The sequence below is a fragment of the Hymenobacter pini genome (genome assembly GCF_020421205.1).
GTDB lineage: Bacteria > Bacteroidota > Bacteroidia > Cytophagales > Hymenobacteraceae > Hymenobacter > Hymenobacter pini.
Genome location: NZ_JAIZZH010000003.1, coordinates 541,661 through 556,323, shown reverse-complemented (window position 1 = coordinate 556,323; position 14,663 = coordinate 541,661). Strand labels below are relative to the sequence as shown.

General features: G+C 59.4%; 13 protein-coding genes. 12 read left to right on the top strand and 1 reads right to left on the bottom strand.

The genetic code is table 11. The annotated features are described in order from the left end of the window. Window position 1 precedes the first annotated feature (1 nt). The 12 genes from LF252_RS13680 (at window position 2) to LF252_RS13625 (ending at window position 14,100) form a co-directional block, all read left to right on the top strand. Complete coding sequence (locus tag LF252_RS13680; RefSeq protein WP_226270152.1) at window positions 2–1,000, top strand: ABC transporter ATP-binding protein; 999 nt, start codon at window positions 2–4, stop codon at window positions 998–1,000. A gap of 17 nt (window positions 1,001–1,017) precedes the next feature. Beyond that, window positions 1,018–1,551: a GNAT family N-acetyltransferase gene (locus LF252_RS13675; RefSeq protein ID WP_226270151.1), complete on the top strand. Its 534-nt coding sequence runs from the start codon at window positions 1,018–1,020 to the stop codon at window positions 1,549–1,551. 142 nt (window positions 1,552–1,693) lie between these two features. After that, window positions 1,694–2,911, top strand: a complete 1,218-nt coding sequence (locus tag LF252_RS13670; protein WP_226270150.1) for a glycosyltransferase family 1 protein — start codon at window positions 1,694–1,696, stop codon at window positions 2,909–2,911. Between the two features lie 63 nt (window positions 2,912–2,974). Continuing rightward, window positions 2,975–4,153: a UDP-galactopyranose mutase gene (glf, locus tag LF252_RS13665; RefSeq protein WP_226270149.1), complete on the top strand. Its 1,179-nt coding sequence runs from the start codon at window positions 2,975–2,977 to the stop codon at window positions 4,151–4,153. A gap of 175 nt (window positions 4,154–4,328) precedes the next feature. Next, the gene (secA, locus tag LF252_RS13660) at window positions 4,329–7,730 is read left to right on the top strand and encodes a preprotein translocase subunit SecA (protein WP_226270148.1); all 3,402 of its coding nucleotides are present in this window, start codon (window positions 4,329–4,331) and stop codon (window positions 7,728–7,730) included. Window positions 7,731–7,832: 102 nt separating this feature from the next. Then, window positions 7,833–8,504 (top strand): deoxyribose-phosphate aldolase, encoded by a 672-nt coding sequence (deoC, locus tag LF252_RS13655; RefSeq protein ID WP_226270147.1) that lies wholly within the window; start codon window positions 7,833–7,835, stop codon window positions 8,502–8,504. Beyond that, complete coding sequence (locus LF252_RS13650; protein WP_226270146.1) at window positions 8,485–9,036, top strand: sporulation protein; 552 nt, start codon at window positions 8,485–8,487, stop codon at window positions 9,034–9,036. Before deoC ends, LF252_RS13650 begins: the two co-directional genes overlap by 20 nt. Before the next feature lie 30 nt (window positions 9,037–9,066). Continuing rightward, the gene (locus LF252_RS13645) at window positions 9,067–9,462 is read left to right on the top strand and encodes a hypothetical protein (RefSeq protein WP_226270145.1); all 396 of its coding nucleotides are present in this window, start codon (window positions 9,067–9,069) and stop codon (window positions 9,460–9,462) included. A gap of 108 nt (window positions 9,463–9,570) precedes the next feature. Next, window positions 9,571–10,767, top strand: coding sequence for a M20 metallopeptidase family protein (locus LF252_RS13640; RefSeq protein ID WP_394370406.1), 1,197 nt, complete (start codon window positions 9,571–9,573; stop codon window positions 10,765–10,767). An 84-nt stretch (window positions 10,768–10,851) separates the two neighbouring features. After that, a complete protein-coding gene (locus LF252_RS13635) occupies window positions 10,852–11,664 on the top strand; it encodes a hypothetical protein (RefSeq protein WP_226270144.1) in 813 nt (270 codons plus the stop codon). A gap of 216 nt (window positions 11,665–11,880) precedes the next feature. Further along, on the top strand, window positions 11,881–12,312 hold the full coding sequence (locus tag LF252_RS13630; RefSeq protein ID WP_226270143.1) for an Hsp20/alpha crystallin family protein: 432 nt from the start codon (window positions 11,881–11,883) through the stop codon (window positions 12,310–12,312). A 279-nt stretch (window positions 12,313–12,591) separates the two neighbouring features. Continuing rightward, a complete protein-coding gene (locus LF252_RS13625) occupies window positions 12,592–14,100 on the top strand; it encodes a Do family serine endopeptidase (RefSeq protein ID WP_226270142.1) in 1,509 nt (502 codons plus the stop codon). Window positions 14,101–14,171: 71 nt separating this feature from the next. Here LF252_RS13625 and LF252_RS13620 read toward each other — a convergent pair whose 3' ends face one another. Beyond that, on the bottom strand, window positions 14,172–14,576 hold the full coding sequence (locus LF252_RS13620) for a hypothetical protein (RefSeq protein WP_226270141.1): 405 nt from the start codon (window positions 14,574–14,576) through the stop codon (window positions 14,172–14,174). Window positions 14,577–14,663 lie beyond the last annotated feature (87 nt).

The window sequence follows — 14,663 nt, the reverse complement described above, 5'->3', positions numbered from 1 at the left end:
AATGCCCGACTCCGAAGATTTTCTCACCGTTTCGAACCTGAGCCTGCAGGAACGCGGGGCCGTGGCGTTGCAGGATATCAGCTTCCGGCAACGGCCCGGCCAGCGGCTGGCGTTGGTAGGGGAGTCGGGGGCGGGCAAGAGCACGTTGCTACAGTGCATTGCGGGACTAGTGCAGCCCACGGCCGGCGAAATCCGGTTTGCCGACCGCCGCGTGCGGGGCCCGCAGGAAGTGCTGGTGCCGGGCCATCCGGGCATTGTGTATCTCTCGCAAAAGTCGGAACTGCCGCACTCGTTGCGGGTGGAGCAGGTGCTGCGCTACGCCAGTAAGCGGCCCGTTGCCGAAGCCGCGGCCGTGTATGACGTGTGCCGCATTAGCCAATTGCTGCCCCGCCGCACCGACGAGCTCTCGGGTGGGGAGCAGCAGCGAGTAGCGTTGGCCCGGCTGCTGCTGTCGGCCCCGCGCCTGCTGCTGCTGGATGAGCCCTTCTCCAACCTCGACCGGGGCCATAAGCGGCAGATGCAGCGCATTATTGAGGAGGTAGGTACCCAGTTGAATATCACCTGCCTGCTGGTGTCGCACGACTCGGCTGACACCCTGCCCTGGGCCAATGAGTTGCTGGTGCTGCAACAGGGGCGCATTGTGCAGCAGGGCCCACCCGAGCAGGTGTACCAACAGCCCGCCAATGAGTACGTTGCCGCCCTGCTCGGCGACTATTCCCAGATAGCCGGCCCCGATATGCGCGCTCTGCTGGCTGCTCCCCGCCGCAAACTGCCCGGCACCGCCCTGCTGGTCCGGCCAGAGCAGGTGCAACTGCTGCCGGCCATTGAAACTGGCGTAGCGGCCCGGGTGCAGAGCGTGCGGTTCATGGGCGGCTACTACGAGGTTGAACTGGAGTTGCCCGCTGGCTCCCGGCTGCTGGCCCGCTCCAGTGCCGTGCTGGGCGTTGGGTCGGCTGTAACGGTGCAGTTGTCGGCAAGAGCGCCAGTGTTCTTCAATTAAGTTAGAACTTCCTGCGTATGCTCCGCTCCGACCTGATTTTCCTGCGCCCCCTGGAAGCCGATGACCTGGAGTTTCTGTACGAGCTAGAAAACGACCCGTCGGTGTGGGGCGTATCGGATACCCTGGCACCCGTGTCGCGGCACGTATTGCGGCAGTACCTGGACAGCGCCGCTGCCGATTTTTTTGAGGTGCGGCAGTTGCGGCTGGTAATAGGGGAGGCGGCCACTGGCATGGCCGTGGGTACGCTGGATGTATTTGGGTTTGAGCCTCTGCACCAGCGGGCCGGCGTGGGCATTACGGTGCTAGCGGCGCATCGGCAGAAAGGGTATGCCCGGGTAGCACTAGAACTATTGCTGCCCTATGCCCGGCAGGTTCTGCGCCTGCACCAACTGCATTGCACAGTAGCCGCCGACAACCTCGCCAGCCTGCACTTATTTCGGGTGGCGGGTTTTCGGGAAATAGGCGTGCGGCAGCAGTGGCTGCGTACGGCCGAGGGCTGGCAGGATGCCGTAGAACTCCAATGCCTATTGGCCTCGGGCGGCCAAGTTTAGCAGCAGCCTCGTGTGTACGTAATTCTACGGTACCTCGACTATATCCTTTTATAGAAGTGGGCGTATAGGAAAGAAGCGGTTCGGTCAGGACTCTCGTGATGCTCCCGAACCACCCATCATTTTTCCTTTCTGTCCTCCCTCTATGCCGCTGTCGTCAACTGCGGAGCCGCCCGTGCGTGCTTCTGAAAACCCCTCTTTCGAGTCAGCCGCCTCGGCCAAAGCAGCAACCGTTTCTTTACCCGATGTGGTGTGCTTTGCGCACCTGCACTGGGATTTTGTGTGGCAACGCCCGCAGCATTTGATGTCGCGCTTCGCGCAGCAGGGGCGAGTGTTCTACGTGGAGGAACCCTTCTTTCATGCCGACGACCTGATTGGGCCGCACATGGAAGTGAAGGAGCGCCAGCACGGCCTGAAAGTGCTGGTAGTGCACCTGCCCAACCGCCTACGGGGCACTGAGCACGAGGAAGCCGCCGACCAAGCCCAGTTTGAGGTACTCAACCGCTACTTCGATGAGCAGCGCATCGAAAACCCGATTTTCTGGTATTACACGCCCATGGCCCTGGGCAAGTCGCGCCACTTCCGGCCGGCCGTAACCGTGTACGACTGCATGGACGAACTGGCGGCCTTCAAGTTTGCGCCGCCCCAGCTGCGGGAGCGGGAGCAGGAGCTGTTTCAGAAAGCGGATTATGTATTCACGGGTGGCCACACGCTGTACGAGGCCAAGCGGGAGCAGCACCCCGATGCGCACCCTTTCCCTAGTAGTATCGACAAAGCCCACTTCGGCCAAGCGCGCCAGCCCATGCCCGAGCCTCAGGATCAGGCCGGCATTGCGCACCCCCGCGTTGGCTTCTTCGGGGTGGTAGATGAGCGTCTGGATATTGAGCTGCTGGGCCAGTTGGCCGAAGCTCACCCCGAATGGCAGTTCGTCATTATCGGCCCCGTTGTAAAAATAGACCCGGCGGCGCTGCCCCAAAACGCAAACATTCACTACCTCGGCGGTAAGGACTATCAGGAACTACCCGCCTACCTGCGCGGTTGGGATGTAGCCACCTTGCTCTTCGCCGATAATGAGAGCACCAAGTTCATTTCGCCCACCAAAACGCCCGAGTATCTGGCTGCCGGCCGGCCAGTGGTGAGCACACCTATCCGTGATGTGGTGCGGCCGTATGGTGAGCTGAATCTGGTACAGATTGCCTCCACCGCTGATGAGTTCGGCCAGGCCATTGCGCGGGCCCTGGAGCAAACCAAAGATGCCGACTGGCGTCGTCGTACCGACGACTACTTGGCCACCATCAGCTGGGACCAAACCTGGCAGCAGATGGTGGACCTGCTCCGCCGCAAACTTGCTCCCTCCGCCTAGCCCTTTCTGCCCTAACAAACCTGCCCACTACCCCCTATTCTTTCTCCCCAAACACCGCTAGCCATGTTCGATTATCTGATTGTAGGAGCCGGTTTTGCCGGTAGCGTGCTAGCCGAGCGGCTGGCCACCCGTTCCAATAAAAAAGTGCTGATAGTAGATAAGCGCTGCCACATTGCCGGCAATGCCTACGACCATTACAATGAGGAAGGTATCCTGGTGCACAAATACGGTCCGCACATCTTCCACACCAATTCCAAGGACGTTTTCGAGTACCTCTCCAACTTCACCGACTGGCGCCCCTACGAGCACCGCGTGCTGGCTTCCGTGGATGGCCAGTTGGTGCCCATGCCCATCAACCTAGACACTATCAATAAGCTCTACGGCCTCTCGCTGAACAGCTTTGAGCTGGAGCAGTTCTTTGAATCACAGGCCGAGGAAGTGCCCGTAATTCGGACGTCCGAGGACGTGGTCGTAAGCAAAGTGGGCCGGCAGCTCTACGAGAAGTTCTTTAAGAATTACACCCGCAAGCAGTGGGGCCTCGATCCTTCGGAGCTGGATAAATCGGTAACGAGCCGTGTGCCCACTCGCACCAATCGGGACGATCGGTACTTTACCGATACGTACCAGGCCATGCCCCTGCACGGCTACACCCGCATGTTCGAGCGCATGCTGGACCATCCCAACATCAAGGTGATGCTCAACACCGACTACCACGACATCATCGACTTCATTCCCTTCAAGGAAATGATTTTCACGGGCCCCGTGGATGAGTATTTTGATTTCAAATACGGCAAGCTGCCCTACCGCTCCCTGGAGTTTAAGCACGAAACCCTGAACGTGGAACAGCACCTGGCCGCCCCGGTGGTAAACTACCCCAACGACAACCTGTACACGCGCATTACGGAGTTCAAAGCCCTTACCGGCCAAAAACACCCCAAAACGGCCTTGGTGTACGAGTATCCTAAAGCCGAAGGCGACCCGTACTATCCCGTGCCCCGATTGGAAAACGCCGAATTATACAACCAGTACAAGAAGCTGGCCGACGAAACGCCCAACGTGCACTTTGTGGGCCGCTTGGCTACCTACAAGTACTACAACATGGACCAGGTAGTGGCCCAGGCCCTTACCCTCTACAAAAAGCTCACGGAAAAAGAGGAAACTCTGAAACCAAAGGTTCCCGCCATCGTTGGCTCCACGTCCATCATGGATAAGCTGGTGCCCCGCGACCCAGCCAAGGAGTAGAGAAGTGTAACCTGACAACTTCGCCGCTTTCATAAACCCCGCACACTCTTTGAGGTGCGGGGTTTGTCGTTTTGGGGGCCAGGGCGACGGGTTTACGGTAAAGCAGCCGGGAGTTTCCCGAAAAACGCCGTAAATTTGAGTTGCGCCCCGGCGTTTCAATTAAGGTAAAACCAGCATGTTTGATTTTCTAGGGAAAACCGTCGCCAAGATTTTCGGCTCCAAGTCGGAGCGGGATTTGAAGGAGATTGTACCGTATGTGGCGCTTGTAAACGCCGAATATGCCAAACTGGCACAACTCAGCGACGACGAGCTGCGCGCCCGCACGGACGAAGTACGGGCCCGGATTAACGCTCACCTAAAAGCCATTGACGAACAGATTGCCAACCTGCACAACCGCGTAAACGAGGATGCTTCCCTGGACGCCGTGCAGAAGGAGGAGCTGTTCGATCAGATTGACGTGCTGGAAAAGCAGCGCAACAAAGAGCTGGAAGTAGTGCTGATGCAGGTGCTGCCTGAGGCTTTCGCCATCTGCAAAGACACTGCCCGCCGCTACACCCAGAACGGCCAGCTGGTGGTTACTGCTACCGACTACGACCGGGAATACGCCAGCCGCAAATCCAACGTGCGCATCGAGGGCGACAAAGCTATTTGGAGCAACAAGTGGCTGGCCGCTGGCGCCGAGGTAACCTGGGACATGATTCACTACGACGTGCAGATTATCGGCGGCGTGGTATTGCACCAGGGCAAGATTTCGGAAATGGCCACGGGTGAGGGCAAAACGCTCGTATCTACCCTGCCGGCCTTCCTGAACTCCCTGGCCAAGCGTGGCGTGCACCTGGTAACCGTAAACGATTACCTGGCCAAGCGTGACTCGGAGTGGAATGCGCCCCTGTTCGAGTTCCACGGCATCACCGTGGACTGCATCGACAAGCACCAGCCCAATACCGATGCCCGCCGCAAAGCCTACCTGGCCGACATCACCTACGGCACCAACAACGAATTCGGCTTCGACTACCTGCGCGACAACATGGCGCGCGACCCCGAGGAACTGGTGCAGCGTAAGCACCACTACGCCATGGTGGACGAAGTGGACTCTGTACTCATTGACGATGCCCGGACCCCGCTCATCATTTCGGGCCCCGTGCCCCGCGGTGATGTGCACGAGTTCTACCAACTGAAGCCGCGCATTGAGCGCCTCGTGAACGAGCAGAAAAAGCAGGTGCAGCAGTACTTGGTGGATGCTCGTCGCCTGATTAAAGAAGGCAAAGACGGCCCGAAAGAAGGGGAGGGCGGCTTGGCGTTGTTCCGGGCCTACCGGGGCCTGCCCAAGAGCAAACCGCTCATCAAGTTCCTGTCGGAAACCGGCATGCGCGCCGTGCTGCAGAAAACGGAGAACCACTATCTGCAGGACAACCAGCGCCAGATGCCCCAGGCCGACATGCCGCTGTTCTTCACCATTGATGAGAAGAACAACCAGATTGAGCTGACGGAAAAAGGCATTGACCTGATTACCGGCCAGGGCGAAGACCCGCACTTCTTCATCATGCCCGATATTGGCACGGAGCTGGCCAACATCGAGAAAAACCAGGACCTGAGCAGCGAAGAGAAGCTGCATACCAAGGAGCGGGTAATGGACGATTTCCAGGTGAAGTCGGAGCGTATCCACACTATCAACCAGCTGCTGAAGGCCTACACCCTGTTCGAGAAGGATGACCAGTACATCCTCACCGACGACGGCAAGGTGAAGATTGTGGACGAGCAGACCGGCCGCGTAATGGAAGGCCGCCGCTACTCCGATGGTCTGCACCAGGCCATTGAGGCTAAGGAAAACGTGCGCGTGGAAGACGCCACCCAGACCTACGCCACCGTAACCCTGCAGAACTACTTCCGCATGTACCACAAGCTGGGCGGCATGACGGGTACGGCCGAAACCGAAGCCGGCGAGTTCTGGGAAATATACAAGCTCGACGTGGTGGTGATTCCCACCAACCGCGGCATTGCCCGCAAAGACGAGCACGACAAAGTATACAAGACCGTTCGGGAGAAGTACAACGCCGTAGCCGAGGAAATCCAGACGCTGGTACAAGCCGGCCGCCCGGTGCTGGTAGGTACCACGTCGGTAGAAATTTCGGAGCTGGTGAGCCGCATGTTGAAGCTGCGCGGCATTCCGCACCAGGTACTGAACGCCAAGCAGAACCAGCGCGAAGCCGAAATTGTGTCGCTGGCGGGTATTCCCGGCACCGTAACTATTGCCACCAACATGGCTGGCCGTGGTACCGACATCAAGCTGAAAGGTACCGCCAAAGAGGCCGGTGGATTGGCCATCATTGGTACGGAGCGCCACGAAAGCCGCCGCGTTGACCGCCAGCTGCGGGGCCGCGCCGGCCGCCAGGGTGACCCGGGCTCTTCGCAGTTCTTCGTTTCGCTGGAAGACAACCTGATGCGTCTGTTCGGCTCCGACCGTATTGCCAAGCTCATGGACCGCATGGGGCTGGAAGAAGGCGAGGTGATTCAGCACTCCATGATTACTTCCTCAATTGAGCGCGCTCAGAAGAAGGTGGAGGAAAACAACTTTGGCATCCGGAAGCGCCTGCTGGAGTACGACGACGTGATGAACGCCCAGCGCGAAGTGGTGTACAAGCGCCGCCGCAACGCTCTGTTTGGGGAGCGTCTGGAGCTGGACATCTGGAACATGATTTACGACGTCTGCGAAGACATTGTGGTGGGCCACAAAGGCAACAACGACTTCGAAGACTTCAAGCTGGCCGTAATCCGCGTGTTCGGCTACGATACGCACCTGACGGCGCAGGACCTCAACGGCATGGCCGCTGGTCCGCTCACCCAGAAGCTGTACGACGAGGCCCTAGGCTACTACCACAGCAAGAATGAGTTCATCGGCGGCAACGCCATGCCGCTCATCAACGACCTGCTGAGCCAGCCCAACGCCTACGAAAACATTGCCATTCCCTTCACCGACGGCCGCAAGCAGATTCAGGCCGTGGCCAACCTGCGCCGTTCCCAGGCCTCGCAAGGTCAGGAAATCATCCGGAGCATGGAGAAGGTGGTGGTACTGTCGGTTATCGACGAAGCCTGGACCAAGCACCTGCGCGCCATGGACGACCTGAAGCAGGTGGTGCAGAACGCCGTGTACGAGCAGAAAGACCCGCTGCTGGTGTACAAGTTCGAGTCGTTCGAACTGTTCAAGCAGATGATCAGCAAGGTGAACGAGGAGACCATCCAGTTCCTGTTCCGCGCCGACGTGCCCATGCAGCCCGGCCAGGAAGGCTACGATGAGCCCGAGTACTTCACCGAAGATGAGCTGCCCGTAGCCCCGCCCCAACCTAAGCTGAAAGCCGAGAAAGAGGTTTCCTCAGTTTCGCTCGGCGCGGGCCCCGAGGATCTGGAGCAGGACGGCGCACAGGTACTGGAAAAACAGTCGCCCGCCAAGTCGCAGAAAATTGCCAACCGCAACGAGAAGGTGAGCGTGCAGTACATGGACGGCCGCATCGTGCGGGACGTGAAGTTTAAATCGGTAGAAGACGACCTGCTCAACGACCGGGCCGTGCTCATCGACTAGTCACTCAGTTTTGAGCTAGGTTCTAAAAACCGCTCCGGCCGCAAGGCTGGGGCGGTTTTTGCTATACTGCGGCACTTCATCCTACCTCGTACCTTTGCCCTCGTGAATCTCGCCTCCTACATTGACCACACGCTGCTGAAGCCGGATGCCACGCCGGAGCAGATTATTCGCCTCTGCCAGGAAGCAGCCGAGTACCGCTTTGCCAGCGTATGCGTGCCGCCCTGCTACGTGCGGCTGGCCGCCGAGCAACTGCATGGTTCCGGCGTACCGGTGTGCACGGTTATCGGCTTCCCGCTGGGCTATTCGCTGGCCAAGGTAAAGTTCTTCGAGGCGCACCAGGCTCTGGCCGAAGGCGCTACCGAGCTGGATATGGTGATAAACGTGGGGGCGCTGAAGGCTGGTCGGCTGGAAGAAGTGGAAGAGGAAATCGGGCAGTTGACCGAGCTATGCCACCTGCGTGGGGCCTTGCTCAAAGTCATCATCGAAACGGCGCTACTGACCGACGACGAAATTGTGACGGTGTGCCAGCTGTGCGCCGAAGCCGGGGCCGACTTCGTGAAAACGTCCACGGGGTTTGCCAGCCGCGGGGCTTCCGTGGCCGATATTACCCTGATGCGCGAGTCATTGCCCGGTCACATCCGTATCAAAGCGTCGGGCGGCATCCGGGAGCGGGCGTTTGCCCTGGCACTGGTGCAGGCCGGTGCCGACCGTATCGGCTCCTCCAACAGTCTGGCCCTGGTGGCCGAATCCTCCCATGAATCATCTGCTACGTAACGTGCTGCTGTTTTCCGCAATGCTGGCGCTGGGCAGCTGCGCCGGCTCGGGTCCGGCCGCGCCGGCCGCTTCCACCGCCCCCGACACTACCCGCAAGGCCCCCGCTGCCACCGTGGCCCCGGCCGAAGACCTGAGCCGCTACCGGCCCGTATTTCCGGCACCCAAAGCAGCGGTAGCGCCCACCACTGCCGCGCGGCCGGTAACGCCTACCAACCAGGTAAACGCCCAGGTTGAGCAGCGCCTCCGTGACCAGGCCTACACCAATCAGCAAGTGAAATATGCTCAGGGCTACCGCATTCTGGCGTACGTGGGGCTGGAGAAGGAACAGGCCATGGCCATCCGCCGCTCGGTTATTAGCCGCTACCCCGAGGAAACCGACTACCTGACCTTCAAGCAGCCCATATTCCGCCTCTGGATTGGTGACTACCTCACCCGCCTCGAAGCCGAGCAGGCCCTGCTGCGCATCCGGCCGCTGGCCCCTAAGGCGGAGCTGGAATCGGCCCAGGTGCTCATCAACAAAACGGCGTTTTAACCCGGCCTTCGGGCCCTGGCACGCGCGGGTATGGCAAGCATGCGGCAACTGCAGTGGGATGAGCTGGACCTGTTGCAGGGCTTGGAGGTAATTCCGACGGAAAACGACAACGGCGGCCTGCACTTTGAGGTGGCCGAAGCCGGTCTTAAGCTGCTGGTTACCCTCTGGCCCCACGCCGGCGTGGTAGATGTAACCCTGCTACAGCAAGCTTCTAAATCCATTTTGCTGGATTTCACAGTGGCCGTGCGCGGCCGCATCCGCTACAACAACGACAAACGCGGCCAGTACCTGGAGTTTCCCGATTGTGTGCTGGTTAGCCGTATCTCGTTTTCTTTGGAACAGGATGAGGCCGCCTTCAGCGCCAACACCTTCGGCCGGTCGATGCTCCTCGCGGTGCGGCCCCACCCGAGCGTGCTGTTTGAATAGCGGCCCATTCTGTGGGTACTTTGCCGGAACGGAGGGCTCCGGTACCCGCGCCCCGGTGGGCGTGGGGCGGTTGTGCCCTTTTGGTTTGTCTTTACTTTTCTTCCCGCCGTGGAACACCTGATACCCCGCATCAAAACGTTGGCCGCCGAGGTTGCCGCCGACACCGTAGCCCTGCGCCAGCACCTGCATGCGCACCCCGAGCTGTCGTTCCAGGAACATAGCACGGTGGCCTTCGTAGCGGAGCAGCTTCGCCAGCTGGGCCTGCAGCCCCAAGCCATTGCCAGCACCGGCGTGGTAGCCCTCATTGAAGGCCGTAACCCCGGCAAGCGTACCGTGGCTTTGCGCGCCGACATGGATGCCCTGCCCATCACGGAGCAGAACGAGGTGCCCTACAAATCAACCAACCCCGGCGTAATGCACGCCTGCGGCCACGACGTGCACACGGCCAGTCTGCTGGGCGCGGCCCGCATCTTGGTAGCCCTGAAAGATGAGTTTGAGGGCACTGTGAAGCTCATGTTCCAGCCCGGCGAGGAGCTGCTGCCCGGCGGCGCATCCTTGATGATTAAGGAAGGCGTGCTCGAAAATCCCAAACCGGCCAGCGTGCTGGGCCAGCACGTGTTTCCGCGGCTGCCGGCCGGTAAGGTGGGCCTGCGTGCCGGACGCTACATGGCCAGCACCGATGAGCTGTACCTGACCGTGCGCGGCAAAGGCGGCCACGGGGCCATGCCTGAGCAGAACATCGACCCCGTGCTGGTGGCCGCCCACATCATTGTGGCCGCCCAGCAGATTGTAAGCCGCCGCGCCAACCCCAAGCTGCCCTCGGTGCTGTCGTTCGGCAAAGTCATTGCCCAGGGTGCTACCAACGTCATCCCAAATGAGGTGTACCTAGAGGGCACGTTCCGCACGCTGAACGAGGAGTGGCGCAACGAGGCCCACGAGCACCTACGCCGCCTCTGCGAAGGACTGGCCGAGAGCATGGGGGCAACCTGCGAGCTGGAAATCCGCCGCGGCTACCCGTACCTGGAAAACGAGCCCGCTCTCACCGCCCGCACCGAGCAGGCGGCCGTGGAGTATCTGGGCCGCGAAAACGTGGTGGAGCTGGACCAGTGGATGGCCGCCGAGGACTTCGCCTACTTCAGTCAGGCTGCCAGCGCCTGCTTCTACCGCCTGGGCACCGCCGCCCACGATGGCAGCGGCCGGTTTACTTCCTCGGTGCATACGCCCACGTTCGACATCGACCCGCGCGCCCTGGAAACCGGCCCCGGCCTGATGGCCTGGCTTACCCTGCGGGAGCTGGCAGAGTAGAGATAACCAGCCCACTAGGCCGTATCACCCACAAAAACCGGTGAACTGGTGTTTACTAAACCGATGTACTATACCTCGTATTCGATGCGTAAGCTTTCTTTTTTCCTGACAATGATGGCCGTGCTAAGCCTGGCGGCCGGGGCTCAGGCCCAGCGACGATACGTGAGCCACACCGCCCTGCAGCCCCAGGTAATAGCCGAAATACCCCTGGCCGGCGATGATTATGTGTTTGGCGCTTTGGGGCTGCTGCGCGACGGGTACTCTACCTCCTATTTCTCCGGTGCCCGGTTACGGGCCGGGTACGAGCATTTCCAGAACCAGCACTGGAGCCTGGGCACTACGCTGGATGTGAAGGTAGATCCTTTATGGTCGATTGGGGAAGTAAGTACGGAGTATACCCAGCTTACGCCCGAGGTGTTTGCCCGGCACTGGGGCCTGCTGGGGCAGTTCAATTTTCGTCAGCGGGGTGCACTGCGGTACGTAGCCCCATTGAGCCAAAACAAAGCCCGATTTCAGGCTGCCCTGCGCCTCGACGTAGACCGGATATTCCCTTTGAGCAGTGGCGGCCTGGCGCTGCGCCCGCGCGTGGCCCTGGAACCGGTAGCGTACCTGCGCTTCCAGCGCGACGAAACCGAAGCCAAAGAGCGTTTTCTCGACTTCTCGGAGTTGCGTGGAGAAATAGGGGTACGCCTCTCGCCCCGGTTCGACTTTACACCCTGGTTTTCCTGGCAGAATACCTATTTCATTGCTCAACCCCAGTTCAACCCCGATGGGAGCGTGAAAATCCCAGGTGGCAATGGTCGGATTGTGCAGCCGGTAGTAGGCCTTGATATGCGCGTGACCTTGGGCCCGCGGGCTAAAGAAACTGAACGTCATCAGCTGCCTACGCAGTATTAGTGTCATATTGTCACTTGCTGTTAAAAACGATATAGTGTGTTTATGGTCTTTAAAAGCAGATTTGCTGATTGTGAGTAAGAGAGTGGAGTATATAATAGTAATAAAATAAGACAAAAAGTCATTATTAGCTGATTGGTATGGAGTTTATAGAGTACATGAGTGTCCGCGCACTAGCGGCGGACATTCATCTTTAACTCTAAACTTTATTATAGTACCATGGCAACTCTGCTGTATAACAACCGCCCCGCCCGCGCCTTCAACTCTGTTCTGAACGACATGCTGCGCGATACGCTGCCGGCCCTTAACCAACCCATCAAGTCCTTCGTGCCCCAGGCCGACGTGCTGGAAGGACCGGCCGGTTTCGAGCTGCACCTGCTGCTGCCCGGCGTAGCGAAGGAAGAGGTGAAAATTGATTTTCAGGATGGCCAGCTCACCGTGAGTGGAGAGCGGAAAGCTCCGGAAGCCGCCGACGATGCGCCCAAGTTCCGCCGCGTAGAATCTGGCTACGGCAGCTTCACCCGTACCTTCCACCTGCCCGATACCGTGGACGTAACGGCCATCCAGGCCGAGCTTACTAACGGCATCCTGCGCCTGCAGCTGCCCTTCGATAGCAAGAAAGTAACCAAGTACCAGATTGAGGTACGCTAGCAAATTCACAAGAAGGGCACCCGAAACGGTGCCTTTTTTGTTTACTCAGTGTAGCCGCTACCGCTCAGATTGGCAGCTACTTTCCAAAAAATCTACCAACGGGCCCTTTTCCTCCTTCAACGGCCATGCAACCGGACACCAATCAGCCGGTATCTGGCGTTAAGGAGAAGTGAAAGCACTATTTCTACCGCCGATAGGCCGGTGGCACTCATGGTCTGTTCACGTTTCCGTTGTATTTTCAAGTCATCATCCATTTCAATTCTCACCTCTTTCTTACCCATGCAAGCAAAACAAATGATGCTCGGCCTGCTCGGTTCCGCTATTTTGGGCGGGGGCGTGGCCGTTGGTGGGTACAAGCTGCTGGAGCCGGAGCGCGCGTACTCGCCGCAGGCTGTGGCCGCCGACCCGAATGTGCGCTACACCAGTGAGCTGCGCAGCAGCACCTACACCGTGCCGGAAGGTCTCAACTTCACGGCCGCTGCTGCTTCCGTAACCCCGGCCGTAGTGCACGTAATGACGGAATACGCCCCGAAAAATAACCAGGATGACGTGTCGCGCATGGATCCTTTCCTGCGGCAGTTTTTTGGCGACGAGCTGGACCAGTATCAGGGCCGGGGCCGCCAGCGTGGGCCGCAGCAGGGCTCGGGCTCAGGGGTAATCATTGCGGCCAATGGCTACATCGTCACCAATAACCACGTAATTGAGAAGGCCGATAAGATTGAGGTGGTAATGGACGACAAGCGCAAGTTTCAGGCGGAGCTGGTAGGGGCCGACCCTACTACCGACTTGGCCTTGCTGAAGGTGAAAGCCGACAACCTGCCGTTCATCCGCTACGGCAACTCCGACCAGGTGAAGGTAGGGGAGTGGGTGTTGGCCGTGGGCAACCCCTTCAACCTGAATTCCACCGTTACGGCCGGTATCATCTCCGCCAAGGGCCGCAATATCAACATCCTGCGTCGTGAAGATGGCATGGGCGTAGAATCGTTCCTGCAGACGGATGCCGTGGTAAACCCCGGTAACTCGGGCGGCGCGCTGGTAAACCTGAACGGTGACCTGATTGGCATCAACTCGGCCATTGCTTCGCAAACCGGCTCGTTCGTGGGCTACTCGTTTGCCGTGCCCAGCTCCATTGTGAGCAAGGTGGTCGATGACCTGCTCAAGTACAAAGTAGTGCAGCGCGCCTTGCTGGGCGTGCAAATCCGGGAAGTTGATGCCCAGCTGGCTTCCGAGAAGAAACTGAACACCCTGAACGGCGTGTATGTGATGGGCATGGGCAAAAGCAGCGCGGCGGCTGATGCCGGCCTGAAGGAAGGCGACATCATCACGGAAATCAACGGGGCCAAGGTGAACACCTCCTCGCAGCTGCAGGAGCAGGTGGCCCGCTTCCGCCCCGGCGACAAAATCAAGGTGACCTACCTGCGCGACGGCCGCGAAAACACCGCCAGCGCCACGCTGCGCAACTCCACCGGCACCACCGATATCATTCGGGAAGAAGTAGCCTCGGTGATTAAGTACGAGGGAGCTTCGCTGGCTCCGGTAACCCGCCAGGAGCAGAACAAACTGGGAATTGAGGGCGGGGCCAAAATCAGCGGCATCCGCAGTTCCAACTTCCGCGAAACCGGCATTGCCGACGGCTTCATCATCACCCGCATCGATAAGAACAAGGTGCAGAAGCCCCAGGACGTGCAGCGCTACCTCGAAGCCGCCAAGGAAACGGAAGGTGCGCTGGTAGAAGGCGTGTACCCCGACGGCCGCAAGGCCTACTACCCCATCGGGCAGGCTCAGTAAGCTGAGGTTTGTTCTGAATTTGAAAAGCCCTTCGCTGCTACAGCGGAGGGCTTTTTATTTAAGTATGGCACTTAAGTCAGCAACCACTCCATAGCCACGCCTTCTTCAATAAACAGGCGCAGGTCGTAGTTACGGCCGGGCTCCAGGCCGTATGCCAGGTACTGCTGTTGGGCCGGGTCGGCTTCGTACACCGCCAGCCGCACCGGGGAGCAGAGCACGGCAATCCGCAGATGCTGCGGCTCAAGGCTCGCGGCAGCTAGCGGATAAAACTCGTGCGTGGTCCAGCGGCCCAGTTCGGGGTTCAACTGGTCGCGGCGGCGCACATCCAGTAGCCACTTAGCCAGGTGGTGTTCCTGGGCTACGCCCAGAATATGGGTGTAATCCTGCTGTAGCTGCGCTGTAGAGCCATCATCGGCCCAGCGAGCAACCAAAGCGTGTAAATCGGGGCGGGGAGTGAGGGAGAGAGCGGGGGACATAAGGTAAAGATACGGAGTGGCCGCGTGCTCAAAATGGTTTTACTAGCTTTGCTGAGCGCCCCGGCGTCACCAGTTTCAACTTCTCAT

Excerpts from the sequence above, each read along its gene's own strand:
- secA (WP_226270148.1), top strand. The coding sequence starts at position 4,329 with ATGTTTGATTTTCTAGGGAAAACCGTCGCCAAGATTTTCGGCTCCAAG.
- glf (WP_226270149.1), top strand. The coding sequence starts at position 2,975 with ATGTTCGATTATCTGATTGTAGGAGCCGGTTTTGCCGGTAGCGTGCTA.
- LF252_RS13645 (WP_226270145.1), top strand. The coding sequence starts at position 9,067 with ATGGCAAGCATGCGGCAACTGCAGTGGGATGAGCTGGACCTGTTGCAG.
- LF252_RS13620 (WP_226270141.1), bottom strand. The coding sequence starts at position 14,576 with ATGTCCCCCGCTCTCTCCCTCACTCCCCGCCCCGATTTACACGCTTTG.
- LF252_RS13630 (WP_226270143.1), top strand. The coding sequence starts at position 11,881 with ATGGCAACTCTGCTGTATAACAACCGCCCCGCCCGCGCCTTCAACTCT.
- LF252_RS13670 (WP_226270150.1), top strand. The coding sequence starts at position 1,694 with ATGCCGCTGTCGTCAACTGCGGAGCCGCCCGTGCGTGCTTCTGAAAAC.
- LF252_RS13680 (WP_226270152.1), top strand. The coding sequence starts at position 2 with ATGCCCGACTCCGAAGATTTTCTCACCGTTTCGAACCTGAGCCTGCAG.
- LF252_RS13650 (WP_226270146.1), top strand. The coding sequence starts at position 8,485 with ATGAATCATCTGCTACGTAACGTGCTGCTGTTTTCCGCAATGCTGGCG.
- LF252_RS13635 (WP_226270144.1), top strand. The coding sequence starts at position 10,852 with ATGCGTAAGCTTTCTTTTTTCCTGACAATGATGGCCGTGCTAAGCCTG.
- LF252_RS13625 (WP_226270142.1), top strand. The coding sequence starts at position 12,592 with ATGCAAGCAAAACAAATGATGCTCGGCCTGCTCGGTTCCGCTATTTTG.
- LF252_RS13675 (WP_226270151.1), top strand. The coding sequence starts at position 1,018 with ATGCTCCGCTCCGACCTGATTTTCCTGCGCCCCCTGGAAGCCGATGAC.